Annotated in this window: 18 protein-coding genes; 8 read left to right on the top strand and 10 right to left on the bottom strand. The window is 64.2% G+C overall.

Going from position 1 to position 19,332, the window contains the following annotated elements:
• Positions 1-44: 44 nt before the first annotated feature.
• Positions 45-608, bottom strand: coding sequence for a TetR/AcrR family transcriptional regulator (locus AB4Y36_RS24225; protein ID WP_368684316.1), 564 nt, complete (start codon positions 606-608; stop codon positions 45-47).
• Between the two features lie 61 nt (positions 609-669).
• Between AB4Y36_RS24225 and AB4Y36_RS24230 the strand changes: the two genes are divergently transcribed.
• The gene (locus tag AB4Y36_RS24230; RefSeq protein ID WP_069262148.1) at positions 670-1,122 is read left to right on the top strand and encodes a DUF4188 domain-containing protein; all 453 of its coding nucleotides are present in this window, start codon (positions 670-672) and stop codon (positions 1,120-1,122) included.
• A gap of 13 nt (positions 1,123-1,135) precedes the next feature.
• Here AB4Y36_RS24230 and AB4Y36_RS24235 read toward each other — a convergent pair whose 3' ends face one another.
• On the bottom strand, positions 1,136-3,214 hold the full coding sequence (locus AB4Y36_RS24235; RefSeq protein WP_368684317.1) for an esterase/lipase family protein: 2,079 nt from the start codon (positions 3,212-3,214) through the stop codon (positions 1,136-1,138).
• Between the two features lie 213 nt (positions 3,215-3,427).
• Between AB4Y36_RS24235 and AB4Y36_RS24240 the strand changes: the two genes are divergently transcribed.
• Both AB4Y36_RS24240 and AB4Y36_RS24245 read left to right on the top strand, forming a co-directional pair.
• Positions 3,428-5,044 (top strand): MFS transporter, encoded by a 1,617-nt coding sequence (locus AB4Y36_RS24240; protein WP_368684318.1) that lies wholly within the window; start codon positions 3,428-3,430, stop codon positions 5,042-5,044.
• A gap of 93 nt (positions 5,045-5,137) precedes the next feature.
• The gene (locus AB4Y36_RS24245; protein WP_368684319.1) at positions 5,138-5,266 is read left to right on the top strand and encodes a hypothetical protein; all 129 of its coding nucleotides are present in this window, start codon (positions 5,138-5,140) and stop codon (positions 5,264-5,266) included.
• A gap of 40 nt (positions 5,267-5,306) precedes the next feature.
• Here AB4Y36_RS24245 and AB4Y36_RS24250 read toward each other — a convergent pair whose 3' ends face one another.
• The 4 genes from AB4Y36_RS24250 to AB4Y36_RS24265 all read right to left on the bottom strand — a co-directional run bounded on the left by AB4Y36_RS24250 (position 5,307) and on the right by AB4Y36_RS24265 (position 8,720).
• The gene (locus AB4Y36_RS24250) at positions 5,307-5,684 is read right to left on the bottom strand and encodes a hypothetical protein (protein ID WP_368684320.1); all 378 of its coding nucleotides are present in this window, start codon (positions 5,682-5,684) and stop codon (positions 5,307-5,309) included.
• Positions 5,685-5,816: 132 nt separating this feature from the next.
• Entirely contained in the window at positions 5,817-7,079 is a 1,263-nt protein-coding gene (locus AB4Y36_RS24255) for a DUF3734 domain-containing protein (protein WP_368684321.1), read from the bottom strand.
• A gap of 25 nt (positions 7,080-7,104) precedes the next feature.
• Complete coding sequence (locus AB4Y36_RS24260) at positions 7,105-7,887, bottom strand: 3-hydroxybutyrate dehydrogenase (protein WP_368684322.1); 783 nt, start codon at positions 7,885-7,887, stop codon at positions 7,105-7,107.
• Between the two features lie 35 nt (positions 7,888-7,922).
• Complete coding sequence (locus AB4Y36_RS24265) at positions 7,923-8,720, bottom strand: acetoacetate decarboxylase (protein ID WP_368684323.1); 798 nt, start codon at positions 8,718-8,720, stop codon at positions 7,923-7,925.
• 575 nt (positions 8,721-9,295) lie between these two features.
• On the opposite strand from AB4Y36_RS24265, the gene AB4Y36_RS24270 reads away from it, so the two are divergent.
• A complete protein-coding gene (locus tag AB4Y36_RS24270) occupies positions 9,296-11,308 on the top strand; it encodes a hybrid sensor histidine kinase/response regulator (RefSeq protein WP_368684324.1) in 2,013 nt (670 codons plus the stop codon).
• Here the strand turns inward: AB4Y36_RS24270 and AB4Y36_RS24275 are convergent.
• Positions 11,305-12,000: a response regulator transcription factor gene (locus AB4Y36_RS24275; RefSeq protein WP_028204625.1), complete on the bottom strand. Its 696-nt coding sequence runs from the start codon at positions 11,998-12,000 to the stop codon at positions 11,305-11,307. The two genes, AB4Y36_RS24270 and AB4Y36_RS24275, sit on opposite strands and share 4 nt — an antisense overlap.
• 182 nt (positions 12,001-12,182) lie before the next feature.
• On the opposite strand from AB4Y36_RS24275, the gene AB4Y36_RS24280 reads away from it, so the two are divergent.
• The gene (locus tag AB4Y36_RS24280; protein WP_368603180.1) at positions 12,183-12,614 is read left to right on the top strand and encodes a hypothetical protein; all 432 of its coding nucleotides are present in this window, start codon (positions 12,183-12,185) and stop codon (positions 12,612-12,614) included.
• Positions 12,615-12,640: 26 nt separating this feature from the next.
• A complete protein-coding gene (locus AB4Y36_RS24285) occupies positions 12,641-13,000 on the top strand; it encodes a hypothetical protein (protein ID WP_368684325.1) in 360 nt (119 codons plus the stop codon).
• A 174-nt stretch (positions 13,001-13,174) separates the two neighbouring features.
• On the opposite strand, the gene AB4Y36_RS24290 is transcribed toward AB4Y36_RS24285, so the two are convergent.
• Complete coding sequence (locus AB4Y36_RS24290; RefSeq protein WP_368684326.1) at positions 13,175-14,656, bottom strand: HD domain-containing phosphohydrolase; 1,482 nt, start codon at positions 14,654-14,656, stop codon at positions 13,175-13,177.
• A 151-nt stretch (positions 14,657-14,807) separates the two neighbouring features.
• On the opposite strand from AB4Y36_RS24290, the gene AB4Y36_RS24295 reads away from it, so the two are divergent.
• On the top strand, positions 14,808-15,392 hold the full coding sequence (locus AB4Y36_RS24295; protein ID WP_368684327.1) for a DUF308 domain-containing protein: 585 nt from the start codon (positions 14,808-14,810) through the stop codon (positions 15,390-15,392).
• A 29-nt stretch (positions 15,393-15,421) separates the two neighbouring features.
• On the opposite strand, the gene AB4Y36_RS24300 is transcribed toward AB4Y36_RS24295, so the two are convergent.
• Positions 15,422-16,315: a LysR family transcriptional regulator gene (locus AB4Y36_RS24300; protein WP_368684328.1), complete on the bottom strand. Its 894-nt coding sequence runs from the start codon at positions 16,313-16,315 to the stop codon at positions 15,422-15,424.
• 144 nt (positions 16,316-16,459) lie between these two features.
• Between AB4Y36_RS24300 and AB4Y36_RS24305 the strand changes: the two genes are divergently transcribed.
• Positions 16,460-17,260: an alpha/beta fold hydrolase gene (locus tag AB4Y36_RS24305; protein WP_368684329.1), complete on the top strand. Its 801-nt coding sequence runs from the start codon at positions 16,460-16,462 to the stop codon at positions 17,258-17,260.
• A gap of 30 nt (positions 17,261-17,290) precedes the next feature.
• On the opposite strand, the gene AB4Y36_RS24310 is transcribed toward AB4Y36_RS24305, so the two are convergent.
• Entirely contained in the window at positions 17,291-19,330 is a 2,040-nt protein-coding gene (locus AB4Y36_RS24310) for a pyridoxamine 5'-phosphate oxidase family protein (RefSeq protein ID WP_368684330.1), read from the bottom strand.
• Positions 19,331-19,332: the final 2 nt, after the last annotated feature.

Here is a 19,332-nt window from a genome sequence, read left to right on the forward strand (position 1 = left end):
CAATCGTACGCGCGAGGGGGAATGCGCGTGCTGCAAATGCCGCCTCAGGAACCGGCGAGGGCGGGCGGCGCGGCCTTGAGCGCGTGGGTTATCAGCGCGATCGCCGCACGCTCACCGGCCAGATCGGCCGGAATTCTTCCGTCGAGCGCAAGCGTCGCCAGACCGTGAACCAGCCCCCAGCAGGCGAGCACCCCCGCCTCGACGCAATGCGGCGCGAGCTCCGCCACGTTGCGTGCCATCAGCGTATAGGCGCCCCGGCAATCCTCATGGGGCAAGGCGAGTCCTGCCCCGTCCGCGAACATCAGCCGGAACAGCGCAGGATGCGCGCGGGCGAAGCCAACGTAGGCCACGCCCTGCGCCTCGAGCGCTTCGCGCGCGTCGTGGGCCTCGTTGGCGCGCGCGGCGCCTGCCTCCAGCATGGCAAAGCCCTTGAGCGCGACGGCGCCCATCAGCGCCGCCTTGTCCTCGAAATGGCGATAGGGCGCCATCGCCGAAACGCCGGCGGCCCGCGCCACGGCACGCAGGCTGACGTCGCTTTCGCCCTTTTCGAGCAAGGCCAGCGCGCAATCGACCAGACGGTCGCGCAGGGACAAATTCGAATCGCTCATTTGTTGTTTACACTGTAATCAATCGGGACTATGCTTACAGCGTAAACAAACGGGAGCCGCCATGCAAGCCTCTGTTACCCGTAGGTCCGTCGACCTCAGCACGTACCCGAATCTCGTTGTTATCATCCTGGGCTTTCGCGTGCGCCGGATGCGGGGGATCGCGACGTTGTTCGGCATCGGCAAAGGCTTGCGGCAAATCGATTTGAATCCGCCAGACGGATTGCTCTCCAGCGAGCAGTTCCTGTTCGCCCTCAACCATGTCGGTATCCGCCAGTATTGGCGCGACCTCGAAAGCCTCGAAGCGTTTACCCGTAGCGCGCCGCATTCGCGCTGGTGGGGCGAGTTTCTGCGCGACAGCGGCGGCGCGGGCTTCTGGCATGAAAGCTATAGCCGTCAGGGAATGGAGGCGGTTTATATCGACATGCCCGGCCCCGTGGGCTTCGATCGCTTTGCGCCGGCACGCCAGCCGACCGGCCCTTTTATGAGCGCGCGAAAGCGCATGGCGGCGGACTAGATCAGGGCGCCATTCACTGCGTCGTCTCATGTACCGCGACGGGCCCGCCGCAAGCGCCTTCATGTGCGCCCTGGTTATCGAACACCTCGATATCCTCGTGCAGAATGCGCCGGATTTCAAAAATCGCCTCGGGGGTTTCCTGAACACTATGCCCCGAAACGATCACTTTTTCGGAGAGAGCGCCGTCGAGATGCGCGCTGCGATAGGGGACGACCCCGTCATCGGAATCTTCGAGCGGGCCCGTCTCGCGGCGTCGCGCAATGATCGAGTGAAAGCACACATCGGGGCTGATCGGCAGGCGTGAAATCGACTGGATGATCGGATCGGTCTCGCGCAGCTGCTCGATGCTGTTGGGAACCGTGATGGTCTTTCCCGCGCGCTGGGTGCTATCCGCATTAGTGGTGCTCTGCAGCATCTCGTCGATCTCCTTCAGCAGCGCAATCGGCAAGCGCACGAGATTTGCAACCCAGCGAGACAGGCGATTGCTCGCGAACGGCGTGCCGCGGTGTGGCGTGGCGATGAAGATCGCGCGCTCGACCTGCGGCATCGGCGTAAAGCGCAGCAGGCGATTGAGTCGCTCATCCTCGCGGATGATGTCGACCCCTTCGGGCAGGTACTTGTTCTGGACGGTTACCCACAGAACGTCGTCGGAGGAAGAGACGAGCAATCGCGCGAGGACGCCGCCCATGCTGTGCCCGATCAGCACCATGCCGTTCGAAGCCGGCAGCTTGCCTGCGGGATCGAAATGCGCGAGCGTCAGTTGCACCGCCTGCCTTATCCTCGCAAGGTTCACGAGAATGGGCACGTTGGTCGGGTAATAGACCTGCCAGACCTGGAAATGCTGGCGCAGCATGTCGTCGCCCTGAATGTCGTTGGCGACGTTGACCCATGCCTCGGGGCTGCTGGCCAGGCCGTGCAGCATCAGAACGATGCGCCGGTCCGGATCGAACGGTTGCATCATGTAAATGCGCGGACGATCGATGCCCCTCGTGCGGCCGAGCAGCGAACGCAAGGACTGCCTGGCAAAGCCGGAGCGGGCGAGCCAGATGCCGTAGCCCGCGCTGAAGTTGGCCGCGAGCGGCACGGTCTCGCCATGGATCTCTACGCTTTTTACGCGAAACGGATCGTAGGCGGAGAACACCACGTCGTGCGAAGCGAGCAGCTGCTCGAGCGTGCCATTGCCAAACAGCAGCAGTGCGGTGACGTTCGGTGAAGGCATTTCATTGAACGGACGCGAGCCGGGCGCGAACCAGAAGGTTGAGCCTGCGTTCGCATTCGCATCGTCTTCAGCCGTTGTCGCTGCGCTGTTGGTCGTGGCGCTATCCGGGTCGGGCTGGGCGGGCTGTGTGACCGCAACCAGATCCGCGCCGAGGCCGTCACGCCGATAGGTATTGTGGAGTCCCGCGAACGACAGGCCCGTGGCGGGAATGACTTCGCTGAGTTCGCGTACGCCCTCGGGCAGCCGGACCTCTCTCAGGTCGATATGAATGGTCCAGCCTGCGATGAATTGATTTGCCGGATCGCGATGGCCGTTGGTCGTTTCAGCGGTGCCGCGCAGAAACAGCGCGCCGGCAAGCTCCTGGACCGCATAGTTGTAGTAGTCGCGAACCTGCGTCTGGCGGTCCTCGAAGGCCCGTTCGCCAGCCGTGCGCTGGCCGAGGAACAGAAACGCGTACGCGTATCGCGCTGTCTTGAGCCACGAATCGAATTGAGTGTCGGTCCAGGGGGTGCCGGCAGGCGGCGTCTGCTCGAGCGCCATCTGCAGCGATAACTCGGCGAGGCAGGCGAGGCGCTGTCCGGTACTGAGTCCGCCGACGGTTGCGATCGTATCGATACACGCTTGCGGCGCGCTCTGGCACGAACTTTCGTCGAGGGCCGCGACCCGCAACGTGGCCTGTGTCGCCGCGCTCAGCTGGCCGGTCGAGAGAATGTCTCCGCGACGCATGGCAAAGTACTGCTGCGGACCGAGCGAGTTCACGCGCACCATCGCGCAGCCGCAGAGCAGCGCGGCAGCGAGGAGGGCCGACAGATTGGCCAACACATGGGCTAACGGCGGGCAACGCGGCATGCGGGATGGGTAATTGCGCGTCATGAAGGATCCAGGCCGTTCGCGCTGTCTCGCACGTGCGTGTGGCGAAATGAGGGACGGCGCAGCGCGGCGGCCGGCAGACCGATGTACACCAGCCTGATCTGGATCGCGTCCGCACGGTGATCCGCGGCCGATGCCCATGCGCTCGCCCGGATTGACTCGCGCCGCTGGCATCAACAGACTCTAGTCATCACCGATCCTGACGGGAGCGAACTTTTGGCCAACCCGGATCTTGTTGCAAGCGAGCCGCAGGGCGCGCATGTCGTCGCCGCGCAGTCGAGCCCGTGCGACGCGCTCGTGATCTGCGCGCAGCCCACCTCAGTCGACCGTCCGTGCCGGCGCAAGCGTCTCGCGCTCGCGGCGACGATCCTGGGGTCGAGCATGGCGTTCATCGACGGCTCGGTCGTCAACGTCGCACTGCCGTCCATTCAGAGCGAACTCGGTGCGAGCGTCGCGGCGATCCAATGGGTCGTCAACGCGTATCTGCTGTTTCTCGGCTCCCTCGTGCTGGTCGGCGGGTCGATGGGGGACAAGCTTGGCCGCCGCACAGTGTTCATCGCGGGCATTGCGCTGTTTACGCTGGCGTCGGCGGCCTGTGGCCTCGCGCCGAATGCGGCTGCGCTGATCGCCGCACGCGCGGTTCAGGGCATCGGCGCGGCGCTGCTCGTACCCGGCAGCCTCGCGATCATCGGCGCGGTGTTCGACGGCGAAGCGCGTGGCCGGGCGATCGGCACCTGGGCGGGCGTCGGCGCGATCACGTCGGCGGTGGGGCCCGTGGCGGGCGGCTGGCTCGTCGATGCATTTTCCTGGCGCGCGATCTTCTTCCTGAATGTCCCGCTCGCCGCGCTCACGATCGCGCTCGCCATGTCATCGGTGCCCAACAGCCAAAGGCTCGATGCGCCCGGGCAACTCGACTGGCCGGGCGCGCTGGCCGCGGCGGCAGGCCTCGCCAGTCTGACTTTCGGGCTGACCCAGGCGTCGGTGCGAGGCTTCCAGCATCCTTTCGTGCTGGTTGCAATCGGCGCCGGTGTGCTCGTGCTCGCCGCGTTCGTGATGATCGAAGCGCGCAGCGCCAATCCCATGATGCCGCTCGATGTGTTCCGTTCGCGCGACTTCACGGGCGCGAATCTCGTCACACTGCTGGTTTACTTCGGGCTCGGCGGCGCGTTCTTCTTCCTGCCGTTCACGTTGATCCGCGCGCATGGTTTTACCGCGACCGAAGCCGGCGCGGCGCTGTTGCCGGTGCCCGTCATCATCGGTTTGCTGTCGCGCTTCACCGGTGGACTGACGAGCCGCTTTGGCTCGCGCGCGCTGTTGACCGTTGGCCCGGGCGTCGCCGGGCTCGGGTTCACGCTATTGGCGCTGCCGCTCGTGCACGGCAGCTACTGGAGCGGATTCTTCCCTGCGCTCGCGGTGCTCGGCCTCGGCATGACGATCACCGTCGCGCCGCTCACCGCGACCGTGATGGGCGCGGTGTCGAGCGAGCGCACCGGCGTCGCCTCCGGCATCAACAACGCCGTTGCGCGCGTGGCGAGCCTGCTGGCGGTAGCGGTGCTCGGCATCGTGTTCGTGTGGTCGCATCACGCCGCGCTAACCGCGCGCCTCGACGCATCGCACGTGACGGTGGACGCACGCCAGATCGGACAACTGCTCGAGCCGGACGGACAAGATAGGCCCGCATCGGACGGCGCCGGCACGCCGCACGCAACGTTGGTGGCGCGTGCGCAAGCGGAGGCCATGCTAGACGCGCTGCGTGCCGTCGCCGTTGTGTCCGCCGCGTGCGCGTTCGCTGGAGCGGCTATTGCGGCGGCAGCCATACAGCCGCGGAAATGAATTGCGAACGTTTGCAATCGAGCTAATGCGTGGAGATGACGCTTCAGCCCTCTTTCCCGCACGAAATCGGACGTCGTCGAATACGAGGTGCCGATGACCGCGATACTCGGCAGACCGGCATCGCGGGAACTGGACGAACGGGATTTGCAGGCGCCGCTCGAAGCGGAAGACGACGTGGTCGTGCCGAAAGCCCATCCGTTCGGCACGATGGCTTCGCGTTGAGGCTTTCGGTCCGGGTAATCGATCCTGCGGGTGCCTGCGATCAGGCCTTCAGCAGTTCGGACGCGAAGGTATTCGCATGCGCTACGGCCTCGTGCGCATTCGGGAACACGCCGAGCTGCTCCCAGCGTTCCTCGACCGCGTAGGTGCCTTTTATCGCGAGCGCCCTCTGCACGCGCAATTGCGCTGCGTACCCGCCGTCCTCGAGGGGGCGAGCCGTCGCGATGATCCTGTGCGGGGGGCCGGATCGTTCCGGTTGAACCAACTGGAGAGGACCGCCGGGTATGCCGACATCCTTCAACTCGTTCCGGGCGTTGCAGTCCGGGCAGTAGAAGCACCACCCGTCGTCCTCGTGACTGGCTCTGACCTGACCGCGAGCCAGCACGGCACGGCATTCAACGTTTTCGCAGATGAACGGCATCGCAGTCTCCGAAGTTGTTTGAAGGGAGCCTAGCACGTCCTCCGTCGGTCAACCATTGGCGATGTTGCCGGGCCGGTGTCAAGGAAAACCCTCGAGCACGGGCCCGACGCCGGGTCGGCTCTTGCGCTGCGTCTACGCGACCCTGCGAGTCAGATCTACCTGTCCCGAGGCGCCCGCGCTCAGCTCGGCGCGATCCGATTCGGGCACTTCGCCCGCGCGCCGGTGGATATCGTGCGTGACGAAGCCTTGCTCCCGGCTCGGGATCGCGAACCAGTCGGGATGCGAAAACGACGCGCGAATGTCTTCGACGCCACTCGACCAGTGCTCTTGCATGGTGTCGGCACTGAATTCGTAGTCCTTGTAATGCCCTTCGTAAGGCTTGTTCTTGTAGATCAGATGGACCACGTTGATCGACGACCCATCGGCCACCTGCTCGGCGAGCCGAAAGAGGGGATCGTTGCGCCGCGCCTCGGCGGGTACGTGCTCGAGGAGTTCCTTGATAAAGCGCGCGTGCTTTTGCCGATCGGCAAGCATGTTGGTGATGGCGCGCGTGCGGCTCGAATATTGAATGTCCTTGGCGCGTTCGGCCACGTCCAGGAAATCGGCGGGTACGTTGCCGCTCGCGCTCCATAGATCGACCTGGAATACGAGCGTGTCCTTGTGGTCGGCGTCACGCAGCACCTCCGTGAGCGGTGTGTTCGACACGAGGCCGCCGTCCCAGTAATACTCGCCGTCGATTTCCACGGCCGGAAAACCCGGCGGCAGCGCGCCCGATGCCATGAAGTGCTCCGGCTCGAGCTGCATTTTGGCGTTGTCGAAATAGACGAGATTACCGCTGCGCACGTTCACCGCGCCCACGGACACGCGGATCGGGCCGTCGTTGATACGGTCGAAATCGGCGAAGCGTTGCAGCGTCGACTTCAGTGCGGCCGTGTCGTAGTAGCTCACCGCATTCGGCGTCGCCTTTTGCCAGCCCGCGACGGGCAGCGGGCGGCGCGGTGCGAAAAAGCCGGGCTGGCCTTCAGTGATCGCGCGACCCGCGGCCCACATGCTGGCCCAGCGGCGCGAAAAATCCTGCTGGCTGAACATCGGCATGGCGAGCGCGCCGAGGTTGCCGAACCAGTCGAGCGGATGGCAGATCGACTCCCAGAACCCACGCAGCGCTTCGACGCGCCGCGCGGGTTCGTTGCCCGCAATAATCGCCGTGTTGAGCGCGCCGATCGACACGCCCGCAATGCGATGCGGTTCGACGCCGGCCTGCGCGAGCCCTTCGAACACGCCGGCCTGATAGGACCCGAGCGCGCCGCCGCCCTGCAAAACAAGGGCGATTTCGTCGTAGCGCGGCAGCTCAAACGGCTTGCGCTCCGTGCGGGCGGTTAGATTGCTGCTGCGCATACGTTCTCCCTTTTTCGTTGGTTGTTCAGTGCATCGACCAGCCGTGCGTGACGAGCACCGACTGGCCCGTCAGCGCCTGCGACCCGAAGCCCGCGAGGAACGCAACCGTGTTGGCCACGTCGTCGAGCGAGGTGAACTCGCCGTCCACGGTGTCCTTGAGCATCACGTTCTTGACGACGTCCGCTTCCGAAATGCCGAGCGCCCTGGCCTGCTCGGGAATTTGCTTGTCGACGAGCGGCGTACGCACGAAACCCGGGCATACGACGTTGGCGCGCACGCCGCGCGGACCGCCTTCCTTCGCCACGACGCGGGCAAGGCCGAGCAAACCATGCTTCGCCGTGACATAGGCCGCCTTGAGCTTCGACGCCTCGTGCGAGTGCACCGAACCCATGTAGACGATCGAGCCGCCTTTGCCGCTGCCGTACATATGCTTGAGCGCGGCCTTGGTGGTGAGAAACGCGCCGTCGAGATGGATCGCGAGCATCTTCTTCCAGTCGGCAAACGGGAACTCGTCTACCGGGCTGATGATCTGGATGCCCGCGTTCGACACGAGCACGTCGATCCCGCCGAAGGCTTTCGCTGCTTCGTCGATCCCGGCATTCACGGCTTCTTCGTTGGTGACATCCATTGCCACGGCGAGGGCCTTGCCGCCCGCTGCCACGATGCTGTCCGCCACCTTGCCGGCGTTCGCGAGATTGAGGTCGGCGATCACGACCGCCGCATCCTGGCTCGCGAACGTGCGCGCGCAATGTTCGCCAATACCGCTTGCGGCGCCCGTGATGACTGCGACCTTGTCTTTCAACGACATATGTATTCCTTACTAAAAAGCGATAGATAAACAGATCAGGCGAGCTCGACTTCGGGTTCGCCCAAAGCGGCGTCCTGGCTCGACGTCGCGGCGAGATAGTCGAAGGCGACCTCGCCGATATCGAGCGTGAGATCCGCAATGACGTGGCGTGCGCCCACCACGCGGCGCACCGGCAGATCGGCAACGGGAGCGAGCGCGTGCGGACGTAGTTCGATCGCGGCCGGGCCGCTCCATGCGCCGCGCACCGTCACGTCGCGCAGATAGAAGCGCACGAGTTCGCAGATGCGCGCCGTGCCGTCCACATGCGGAATGATCTTGAGGAGATAGTTGGGCGTGTCGGCGAGCTTGCGGCGCTCGTCTTCGCTGTTGAGCACGTGATGCTTGTAGCCCATCGTGCCGGTCGCGATGCGCTGCGTGCCGTAATCGAGCGTGCCGAGCAGCGTGTCGTTGCCATCGACGGCGAGCACGGGGCGCGCGAGTTTCTTCGGGAAGCCCCAGATTTCACGACCGCCGGCAATCGGGCCTTCGTCGTCGAGATACATCGAATGCGTGTAATTCGCGAGGCGGCCTTGCGGATCGCGTACGGAAATCACCTGGCCGCTTTCCGTGTAATCGCCAAATCCCGACGAGTCGGGCATGCGGATGAATTCGTAATGAACGAGATTGTTTTCCGGCTTCAGCGGCTCCGGCACGATGGCGCGCAGCGCATCGGGATCGGTCTCGTACGTGATGATGAAATATTCGCGGTTGACGAAGCGAAACGGCGGCCGCGGGTACGCGGGGTTGTGCATGGGCATCGCGAATGCATCGCGGCGGATTCTTGCCAGATCCATACTGTTCTCCAGGCTAGGCTGCGTGAAAACGTCGCGACAGATGTTAGATGGAAAACATGACACGATCGCATTGATGGCGATAAAACACCGTTTCAGTTTCGTTAAATAAAAAGGAAATTGAAAGTTTATTGGTCATTCCGGCGTCATTTTCGTGTGATTGATTCGACCTCGCGTATGCCGATTTTTTCAGCTTAATCATGGTATTAGGTTCGTTGCGAAGGAAACATATGACAAATGCTGATCGAAACAGGAAATAGATTAGTGCGTGGATTGGGAGAGGCGGCCGGCCACTTCGCACCGTGAAGGAACGCCTCGGTTCGGCACAGAGTGTTTCGGAGAAATTCGGAAGGAATGCGAAGTATCTGGGCAGCCTGAAGTGATCCGCCACGATACCGGATCGTTGCGCGCCGAACACCATGTTATATGACATCTCTTGTGGTCCGCTGGCGTAAGATATCCTCGCTTCCAGCGGCGAAGCGGCAGGGCAGTCTGTGACCGACTAGAATGGATTGGCACGCCTAAGCGCGAGACGTGCTTCCTGCTTCGTCAGCCAGCGAGCATACCGGCGAGATGCGATGAGCATATTCAGGTTTCAATCGGCGACCGAATCGGCATTCCTCAAACGCTCGCATGCGCCCAGCGCGGTTCGCGCATGGCTGGTCGATATGCTGTGCTGGCCCGGCCGGTTCGAGGATCCACAGGTCGAACGCGAATTTACGGAGGAGTATGGCCGGCGCTTCGCCGACTTTCGCCGTGCGGCGCTGGTGCTCGGAACGCTGATCTGGGTGTGCTTCGGCTTTTGGGAAATCAGCCTTGCGCAGACCAGTCCGGTGTTCCGGCCGTACTTCCCAGAGGTTTTCGCGTTCCGTTGCGCCGGTGCGATTGGCGCGAGCGTCGGCATCGTGCTGGCTTTCAGGCTCGAATTTCATCGAGACAAGGTTGCGCACTGGATCCTGCTTTCGGGCCTGGCGTTCATGTGCTTTTGCCTGTTGATGCAAACCGTCCTTGCTCCACGCCCATTCAATTTCACCCATTTTTTTGTCGGCTTCTATTTAATTCTCTTTTATCTGTTCGGCTTTCTGCGCCTGCGGGCCAAGGCGACGCTCATGCTGACCGCATGCGTGATCGCCGTGATCGTGATGGCGCAACTGGTCACTCAGGCGGTCGAGCCGGACAACTTCGCCGCGGGCATGTTCTATCTGTTGAACGTCGCCGTGCTCGGGCACAGCGTCAACGTGAATGCCGAGCGGCACGTGCGCGACCGGTATGTTGCCGTCCAGGCACTTGCGCAGAGCAACGCTGCGCTGCAGAGCGCCAACGCCGAACTCGCGCAAAAGCATCATGACCTCGAGCGCGCGCGGCGCGACCAGCAGACCAAGTCGGAAGCCCTGATCGCCTTGCGCGAGCAGCAGCGCGAAGCGGCAGAGCAGGCGAGCCGGGCGAAGTCGCGCTTTCTGGCCGCGGCCGCGCACGACCTGCGCCAGCCCATGCATGCGCTGAACCTGTTTCTTGCGGCGGCAGACGAAGCGCTGGAAGCGCGCGACATCGAAGCATCGGGCAAGCTGATCGGCGAAGCGCGCAAGGCGTCGGTATTGACGGCGCGTCTTTTCAACGCGGTGCTCGACTTGTCGAAGCTCGAATCGGGGCACGTCAACCCGACCTATACGAGCGTCGACCTCAGCCGCGTGACCGAGGAGACGGTCGGGCAGCTCGCGTCGTTCGCGGCGAGCCGCGGCGTCGTGCTGCGCTATGCCAAGGCGCTGCAAAAGCCCGCATGGGTACGCACCGACGCCGACTGGATTCCCCGCGTGCTGAGCAACCTCATTGCGAACGGCATCAAATATTCGGATCCCGCGAAAGCGGGGCGCTCCACGGTGCTCGTGGGTTTGGTCCGTATGCCTAATTATGTTCGCCTCGATGTGCTGGATAACGGCATCGGTATCGCGTCGGAGCATTGGGACGCGATTTTCCAGCCGTTCGTCCAGCTCGGCAATCCGGAGCGGGACCGCGAGAAAGGGCTCGGGCTCGGTTTGTCGATCGTGAATGCAGTGGTGTCCCTGCTCGAGGGACATCGTCTCGAACTCAAGTCGATCGAGGGTCACGGGTCGCGCTTCTCGGTGCGCATGCCGGTGGCGGATCCATTCGCGCATGAGGATGCCGCGATATCGCCCGCCGATGCGGCCTCGTCGCTGTCACCGTCGTCGCTTCGTGGCCTCTACGTGTTGCTGGTCGAGGACGACAGCCTCGTGCGCGCGTCGATGGAGGCGCTGTTCGCGCGATGGGGGGTGTTGTCCGATTCGGTGCGTTCCGTAGCCGAACTCGACGAACTGTTGCAGTCGATCGAGCGCGTCCCTGACCTGGTGATCAGCGACTACCGGTTGCCGGAGAGTTCGACCGCACACGACGTCATCCGGCTCCTCGGCGAGCACGTTGCGCGGCCCGTGCCGTGTCTCGTGGTGACGGGGGAAGCCGTGGCAAGCACGCAGGGCGTGTTGCCGGAGCGCTGCGTGCTCAGCAAGCCATTGGCTCCCGACCTGCTGATTGCGCGCATGCTCGAATTGACGGAGGCATCGGCCCGGGCGACCTAGACCGCCGGGGCGTGCGCAACGGTGGGAATCTCGATGCCGCGGCGTGCCATTTCGACGATCAGGAACGTGCGCCGCGACACGTTGAACCGGCTCAGCAAGTCGCTGATGTACTCCTTCGCGGTGTTCTCCGAGATATTCATCTTTCGCGCGATGGCCTTGTTCGACATGCCCTGCAGCAGAAAACCCAGGGTTTGCGCGAGACGCGGCGGCAGGTTCAGCGAATCGATCGGAATGGCCTTGCTCGGCCCCGGGGACTGCGGGGTATGGCCGCCCTTGCCGAGCACACTGTTGGGCAGATAGACCCGTCCGTTCAGGATGGTCTGCAGGGCTTCCCGGAACACCGCGCCGCCTTCCTCGCTGGCCTTCGAGATGAAGCCGCCGGCGCCATTCTTGATGCAGTCCAGCACGGTTTCGCGGTCGTCCTGCGCGGACAGCATGACTACATGCGCCGCGCGCTCGTTCTCCTGCAGCCAGCGCAGCAAATCAAGTCCGGTGTGATTGTCGCCGATCTGGTAGTCGAGAAAGACCAGGTCGTAAGCCTTGTTCTGCAGCCGTTCGACAGCAGCGTCGTACGAGCCGGCCTCGTCGATGTCGAGCGTCGGCTCCGAAGTCAGGATCAGGCTCTTCATCGCAATACGCGTCAAGCCCTCGTCTTCGACGAGCAGTACGTGCCGGAAATACAGGTTGTCCATCGAGCGCCTCTCTAGTCGTCCCCACTGTACCCGCAATCCTGCAGGTTGCGATCCCCCCAAAGCGGGGGACGCTCGTGGGGCCGCCTTCTGGAGGCGCTTTTCCCCCGCCATGGCCGGTTTTGCCAGAATCCCGGCACGCGCACGATGGAGTCGCTGCAGTTCGGACGATGAGGGACACCATCATGCATACGCCGCATCCCGACTTCAAAAGCCTGTTGAATATTTTCCGCTTTGCGTCGGACGACGAAACCCGCGTACGCCCTTGCAAGCCGGAGCCTGAACCGGCGACCCAGCCGGACGCGACGATCCTGGCCGAGCTGCTTCGGGCAAGGGCGCTCATGGTCCGCATCGAGTCGAGCGGTGTGACTTTTCCCGACCAGATCTACGACGTCTTCGTGCAGGCCCTGGCCGCCTATGACCAGAAGTGCTGGACGGAGCAGATCGACCGCAGTTTCTGCATCACGTTGAGCCTGCTGGAATCGGTCGCACGCCACCGCCGTGGCGCCAAAGCGGCCCGCACCGTTTGCACCGATGCAACCCTGGTTAATCACGACAATCCGGGCCCGACGGTCATCGTCAGCGAGCGTCGGAACAGGCTCGACGGTAATTGGTGAGCGATCGTCGACGAGGAGACGGTGCGATGCGAGACAACTCCATCCGGTATGACGGGCTCGATGAGCAGCGCCTGCAGTCCCTGCTTGCGCAGGAGTGCGATAGCCAGGCGGGAGGCAAGCGGGCAGGGCGCGAGAAAACGATTCAGATAAAGCCAGAGACAGAAAGGCGGCCGCAGAGTCCCTACACTGTCCACACGCTCGACACGGCGATTGCGCACCTCGAAAGTGCGATCAGCGCGGACAAGGCGATGGCGATATTCAGCGCGAGCTATTGGCACTCCCGCGTGCTCGAGCTCCGTTCCACACCGGGGATTCTGCACATTCAGGAGCGTCGGCTGCAGTGTTTGCTGGATCGGTTCGCGGCCAGAGCCGGGGACGCGAAATAGATTGAGTCATGCCTGATTCGGGGGAGCAGAGGAGATCAAACAAGTAGGGTAGCGTGAGAGACCACCAAAATATCAGTGATAAAGACGCTGTTAATTTGCACTAGCCGCAACGCGTGGCTGAAACCGGACCCGGCAACGCGCGGCGTTCTCTTCCAGAATGCATCGGGATGGTCGCTAAAGCAGGCCCATTGCCGATGCCTTGAGTGTCGCCGCCGCGCGGGTGGAGCACGCGAACTTGCGAAACACGCTTTCGACATGCGTGCGCACAGTGCTCGGACTCAGCGCCAGTTCTCGCGCGGCTTCCTTGTTGCTCGCGCCGCGCGAGATGGCACGCAGCACGTCGATTTCGCGCGGCGTGAGAGGCGCGCGCTGCGCCGTGGGGCTCGCGGGGCGCCTGACCGCAACCGCACCTTCGGCCAGCAGCGCATCGACCGCTTCGCCGCTCAGGCGACCGCTCATGACCTCGTCGCGCAGCTGTTGCGCGGCGGCGGCGTCGGAGAGCGCGGCTCGCCACGGACGCACCGAGCGCAACGCGACCCACGCGACCGACGCAGCCAGTACGCGCGCCTCAAGCGTCATGGCCTCGCCGCGTGCGCCGCGAAAATAACCCGAGCCGTCCAGCCGCTCATAGGCATACGATGCGAGTTCGGCCGCGTCGCCGAGCGCGCCGGCTTGCCTGCCTGCGCGCGACGTCCAGTAAGGCACGAGGCGCACTTTCTCCCAGGCGCTTTCGGGCAAACGCGCGCCCAGATTCCAGATGCCGTTGGGCACCGCCGCCCGACCAATTCCGTGAATCAATCCTGCGCGATAGACGCGTTCGTGCGCGGCCTTGTCCGTCGTGAGACGTTCGCAACAGCGGGCGGCCGTCGCCGCGACCGCGCGCGAGAAGCCGGTCATCCAGGGCAGTTTGAGGTCGATGACGTCGGCGATCAGTTCCGCCGACGTTGCCTGCTGCATACGCGATGTCGTCAACGCGGCGTCGAGATCGGCGGCCGACGCACGTTCCAGTTCCGCGAGCCAAACGGGCGCACCGCGCTGCGCGGTCTCGACCAGCTGCAATGGATAGCGCGTGTCGGCGCGTTGCGCAATGAGACCGAGCGCCTGCTCGACACCATACGTGCGACTGAAAATCTCCAGATCTCCGGCAAGCGCGACGACGAACACGGGCACCGGCACGGCGTCGCGTGCAAGATGCGCAGGCACACCGCTGCCATCCCACATTTCGAAGATATGACGCAACGCCGTTTCGGTTGCGAGGGGGAGGCCCAGCATGCGCGCCACTTCGCCCGCCACTTCGCAGTGCGTCTGCGCGAGCGGCGTGAGCACCGCGGCGGCACCGCCACGCGATTCGAGTGGCGCGAACCAGTCTGTGCGGCCGTCGAGCATCGAGACGCGGCTTTGGATGTCGTCGCCGAAAACGTCGGCGAAGCCCGCCGCATTTGCCGTGCATCCCGACCAACGCAACAGCGACGTCTCCCGCACGGTATCGATCGTCGACGCGTCGAGCCGGGCGGCTTGCGCGAGGCGAGCCGCGAGCCATGCGGTGCGCGGCGAATGATCGGTGGGCTGGCCCATGCTCAGATCGCCGATGAAGGCGAGGGCTTTCACGGCATCGAACACGCGCAGCGGGAAAAGGCCAGCTTTGTCGTCGGTCATCGGCATGGGAGGCAGAGCGCACGTCAGGCGTTCGATCACTATACGTCACAACGCCATTCGACCCCGCGAGGGTCGGTCATTCGACCGATGCCGCGGAAGTGAGGCGAGTGCGATCCTTTGCACCGTTGTCACGAACTGTTCAGGAGTTGCCATGGCTGATCGACACGCAGATATCACGCTCACTCGCGAAGAGAGCTGGCTCAGGCAGTATTACTTTGTGCGGACCGCGTTTTCCGCGGCCTGGGTCGCACTGGCTTTTTCGCTCGCGCAGCATTCGCCGGCCAGAATCGCTGCACTGCTCGTCGTCTATCCGGCATGGGATGCCCTGGCCAACTACCTCGACATGTCGCGCAGCGGCGGGGCGGATGAAAACCGTACGCAAGTCGTCAACGTCGGCATCAGTATCTTGACGACGGTCGCCGTGATCGTGGCGTTGAAGCTGGGCGCGCATGGCGTGCTGGGCGTGTTTGGCGTGTGGGCCATCCTGTCCGGGCTGCTTCAGCTCGGCACCGCCGTGCGTCGCTGGAAGCGCTTCGGTGCGCAATGGGCGATGATACTTAGCGGTGCTCAATCGGCTTTGGCCGGGGTGTTTTTCATCGTGCAGGGCGGTGCGCCGATGGCCTCTGCGATCGAGAAGGTGGCGGGCTATGCAGCGGTCGGCGCCGTCTACTTTCTGATCTCTGCCCTGTGGCTTTCGGCTGGCCAACTGCGAAGCAAGATGGCCAGAACGTCTTGATGCACCGGCGCAGGTGGCGTGTCGCCTGACTAGATCATCGGCGCGTTCTCCTGCAGGCAGGCCCACAATCGCTGTGCAACCGGGCCATGCGAGGCGTCGCGGCGCCTCGCTGCAACCAGCGTTTCCGTATGTCCCGGGAGCGACCGGCTCGCAAGGGATTTCAAGGCGCCACTACGCAGCTCCGCTTCGATCAGGAAGTCCGGCAGATGCCCCCACGCGAGGGCCTGCATGATGACGTCCTTTTTCATGCCCTGGTCGGGCACCGTGACCTGCCTCGCACCCTCGACGACCAGAAAGTTCGAGTCGCCGGGCTGCTGGGCGGAATCGCGCATCACGCATTGCGCGTAGTCGCGCAAGTGCTTCGCACGCAGCGTCCCGGTTTGATGCGCCGGTAGCAGGCCAGGCGCCGCCACCGGAACCAGGCGCACTTTGCCGAGCACGAGCCACTCCAGTGACAGGTCGGTCGTATCGACACGATGCAGGATCAGATCGGCTTGGCCGGCCTTTAGCCGCTCTACGGGCCCGCCAACCGATTCGAAATGCAGATTCAGCCGTGTGCGCGGACACGTGACGAAAAAGCGCGCGAGCAGATTCAGCGCAACCGGGCGCGGACACAGATCGCCAAGAACCACGTTCAGTTCGCTTTCTTCACCGCCGGCCAGTTGCGCTGCGTGCTGACGCAAGCCTTCCGCTTCGCTCAGGAGTGGCTGCATGCGCTCGTAAAACGAACGGCCCATGGCGCTCAGTTTCACGCGATAGCCACTGCGGTCGAGCAAGGCGAGCCCCGTTTGGCTTTCGAGCCGAGCCACCGCGGCAAAGACGGCAGGATGGGATCGATGGAGTGCGCTCGCGGCAGCCTGGAAGCTCCCGGTCCGGATGACGGCGTCGAAGCATTGCACGTCGTGAAGCGTGAAATCTGCCATGTCGATTTATATGACAATTTTTGTCCAATCTTTGTAATTTTATTTGAATTCTGAGCGACCCATACTCGGCCTGCCAACTGGCGTTGCACAAGGTGTTCGGCGAACGGCGCCGCGCCCGACAGCGCCTTCTTTGCAGGAGATGTCATGGCGCGCTTTTCCTTCCTCACGACGACCGACGGCGCGCGTATCGCGTATCGGCTCGAAGGTCGCGACGACAATCCCACAATCGTGCTGTCGAACTCGATCGGCACCACGCTGCGCATGTGGGACGGGCAGATCTCCGCATTGACGCAGCACTTTCGCGTGCTGCGCTACGATGCGCGCGGGCACGGCGCGTCGAGCGTTCCCGCGGGGCCGTATCCGCTCGCGCGTCTGGGGCAGGACGTCCTCGAACTGATGGACGCGCTCGACCTGGCGCGCGCGCATTTTCTTGGACTCTCGCTGGGCGGAATTGTCGGCCAATGGCTGGGCGTGCATGCGCCGGACCGGATCGACAGGCTGGTGCTGAGCAATACTGCGCCATGGCTCGGGCCGGCGGCCAGGTGGGATGCACCGATTGCGGCGGTCCTGCAGGCCGAAGACATGATCGACACCGCCGAAACCTTCCTGCGCAACTGGTTCCCGGCGCACATGCTCGAGGCAGCAGATCCGGTGGTCGACGCGTTCCGTGCGATGTTGACCACGACGAACCGGCATGGCCTCGCCGGTTCGTGGGGCGCCGTGCAGGAAGCGGATATGCGGGAGTCGCTTGCGGGCATCGCACGGCCGACACTGGTGATTGCGGGAGAGCACGATACGGTGACGGCAGCGAGTTATAGCGTGCAAATGGCGAAGACGATTGCGGGCGCGAGGCTGCTGATGCTCCCGGCGGTGCACCTCTCCAACATCGAGTTTCCCGAGAGATTCAACGACGAAGTCGTGCGATTTCTGCGCGCGCCGAGCTGACGCTGGACACGCATGAAGCAAGCAAGGCGGCTAGAGATCGAGCGTCACGCCGCCCGCCGCCGGATGCCCGACGCAGATCAGCGCGAACCCCGGCTCGGCGTCGAACTCCGGCGGTTCGTCGTATTCCACGCTGCCATCGAGCACGCGCGTGGCGCAGGTCCCGCACATGCCCGAGCGGCAACTTGACATCGCGTGGGCGCCGCAGCGCTCGGCGGTTTCGAGCAGCGAGCCGTGCTGCGGCTGCCATTGCACTGTTTGCCCCTTGCGGGCAAATGTCACCGGTCTGACTGTCGTTGCCTCGCTCGCAACGGGAGCGTGCTTGGGCACACGCTTCAGGCTGGACGGGCCGAACGCCTCGAAACGAATCCGCTCGTCCGCAATATTCAGCGCGCGCAGGCCGTCGTACAGATCGCGCATGAACGCTTCGGGGCCGCACAGATAGAAGTCGTAGTCGTCGAACGGCAGGAAGCGACGCAGCGCATCGATGTTCACGCGGCCCGCGAGCCGGTCGCCGTCGGGCGAGTCGTGTTGCGCGGCGCTGTCGTACAGATGCACCAAGACGTTCGGATGCGCGCGCTCGATCTCCCGCAGCACCGCGGCGAACGGCTTTTCGTGCTCGCCGCGCGTCCCGTGGAACACATGAATGCGACGTTGAGGCTCGAGCGTGAGTGCCGCGTCGAGCATCGCGAGCATCGGCGTAATGCCAATGCCTGCCGCCGCCAGCACGATCGCGCGCGGGCTGCGTGCATCGAGCGTGAACGAGCCGCGCGGCGCCAGCGTGTCGATCAGCGAGCCCATGCGTGCGTGTTCATGCAGCCAGCGTGACACCGCGCCTTCGCGTTTCACGCTGATCCGGTAGCGCGCCGGACGTGCGGCGTCGTGCGCCGCGGAGAGCGTATAGGTGCGCATGAGCGGCTTGTCCGCTCCGGGCATGGCGACGCGCAGCGGAAGGTACTGCCCAGCTTCGAAAGGCGCGAGTGGCTCGCCGTCGATTGCTTCGAAGTGGAACGAGCGGATCGTCGGGGATTCGTCGCGTACCTCGGCCACGCGCAGCGTGCGCCACGTGCGCGCGTCGGTTTTCTTCGGAGCAGCCGCTGGCGAGGCTTCCGTTGCAGCCTGCGCGAACTGCGGCGCATAGTCGACCGCCGACCATCGCAACGGCAAGGCTTCCCGCACACGGCGCACTTCTGCCAGGTGAAAGCGCACCAGCCGCTGTGCCAGCGGGAATAGCGCGATCTCGGGGCCGTCCCAGATCACCTCGGCGCGTACGGCCAGATACAACAGATCGCCGCGCGCAAAGTCGACGAACAGAAGCCCCGCGCGCGGATCGCGCAGCAGGTTGCCGATCGTGTTGAAAAACTTGTTGCCGCTGAAGTCGGGCGCGGTCAGCGTGCTCGCGTCGTCGATCCGCACGAAGCCCGGCATGCCGCCGCGATGCGACACGTCGGCGCCGCCCGCTGCTCCCGCTGCATCGTCGAGATTGGCGGTGGCGATGAAGAACACGTCCGCGCGCGCGATCAGTGCACGGTCTTCTTCCGAGAGTGCCTGCGCATGTTCGACTGTGGCGTGTGCCGGCGCATTGCCGACGAAAGCCGGTTCACGTCCATTGATGTACTTCGCGCAGTTGCCGAAACTCTGCTCGACGGCGAGCGTCACTACGCCGCCATCGACCGCTTCGATCACGCCATTCACGCGGTTGCGCCGCCGTGTGTGCGGCTGGATGCCGAGCCCGCCGATACGCGCGCCCGGCACCCAGCTCCCTTCGAGCGGATCGCCTGGCAGCGCGCCGCCGTCGATGCGCAGCGTGCGGCTGTCCGGCGTCGACACGAAGCCCGCCGTGTTCGCACGCAGCGTCGCCCACGGCTGACCGGCTGCATCGACGCCGCCGAACACCATGAACGGCAGCATCGCGAAGAACGCGCGATGCTGGTCCGGCATGTAATCGCGGATGCCGCGCGAGCCGTTTTCGAGTGCGACGTCGGCTACGCCCGCGCGCAATTGCGCCTCGCGCTCGCCGTCGTGAAACGGCCCCGCAGTGCGGTACGGATTCAGGTCGGGGAGAGCGGTCATGA

The sequence above is a fragment of the Paraburkholderia sp. BR10936 genome, assembly GCF_040965735.1.
Lineage (GTDB): Bacteria > Pseudomonadota > Gammaproteobacteria > Burkholderiales > Burkholderiaceae > Paraburkholderia > Paraburkholderia nodosa_A.

Bases quoted from the DNA above. Each gene is read 5' to 3' on its own strand.
- AB4Y36_RS24225 (WP_368684316.1), bottom strand. From the start codon at position 608: ATGAGCGATTCGAATTTGTCCCTGCGCGACCGTCTGGTCGATTGCGCG.
- AB4Y36_RS24230 (WP_069262148.1), top strand. From the start codon at position 670: ATGCAAGCCTCTGTTACCCGTAGGTCCGTCGACCTCAGCACGTACCCG.
- AB4Y36_RS24235 (WP_368684317.1), bottom strand. From the start codon at position 3,214: ATGACGCGCAATTACCCATCCCGCATGCCGCGTTGCCCGCCGTTAGCC.
- AB4Y36_RS24245 (WP_368684319.1), top strand. From the start codon at position 5,138: ATGACCGCGATACTCGGCAGACCGGCATCGCGGGAACTGGACGAACGG.
- AB4Y36_RS24250 (WP_368684320.1), bottom strand. From the start codon at position 5,684: ATGCCGTTCATCTGCGAAAACGTTGAATGCCGTGCCGTGCTGGCTCGC.
- AB4Y36_RS24255 (WP_368684321.1), bottom strand. From the start codon at position 7,079: ATGCGCAGCAGCAATCTAACCGCCCGCACGGAGCGCAAGCCGTTTGAG.
- AB4Y36_RS24260 (WP_368684322.1), bottom strand. From the start codon at position 7,887: ATGTCGTTGAAAGACAAGGTCGCAGTCATCACGGGCGCCGCAAGCGGT.
- AB4Y36_RS24265 (WP_368684323.1), bottom strand. From the start codon at position 8,720: ATGGATCTGGCAAGAATCCGCCGCGATGCATTCGCGATGCCCATGCAC.
- AB4Y36_RS24270 (WP_368684324.1), top strand. From the start codon at position 9,296: ATGAGCATATTCAGGTTTCAATCGGCGACCGAATCGGCATTCCTCAAA.
- AB4Y36_RS24275 (WP_028204625.1), bottom strand. From the start codon at position 12,000: ATGGACAACCTGTATTTCCGGCACGTACTGCTCGTCGAAGACGAGGGC.
- AB4Y36_RS24280 (WP_368603180.1), top strand. From the start codon at position 12,183: ATGCATACGCCGCATCCCGACTTCAAAAGCCTGTTGAATATTTTCCGC.
- AB4Y36_RS24285 (WP_368684325.1), top strand. From the start codon at position 12,641: ATGCGAGACAACTCCATCCGGTATGACGGGCTCGATGAGCAGCGCCTG.
- AB4Y36_RS24290 (WP_368684326.1), bottom strand. From the start codon at position 14,656: ATGACCGACGACAAAGCTGGCCTTTTCCCGCTGCGCGTGTTCGATGCC.
- AB4Y36_RS24295 (WP_368684327.1), top strand. From the start codon at position 14,808: ATGGCTGATCGACACGCAGATATCACGCTCACTCGCGAAGAGAGCTGG.
- AB4Y36_RS24300 (WP_368684328.1), bottom strand. From the start codon at position 16,315: ATGGCAGATTTCACGCTTCACGACGTGCAATGCTTCGACGCCGTCATC.
- AB4Y36_RS24305 (WP_368684329.1), top strand. From the start codon at position 16,460: ATGGCGCGCTTTTCCTTCCTCACGACGACCGACGGCGCGCGTATCGCG.
- AB4Y36_RS24310 (WP_368684330.1), bottom strand. From the start codon at position 19,330: ATGACCGCTCTCCCCGACCTGAATCCGTACCGCACTGCGGGGCCGTTT.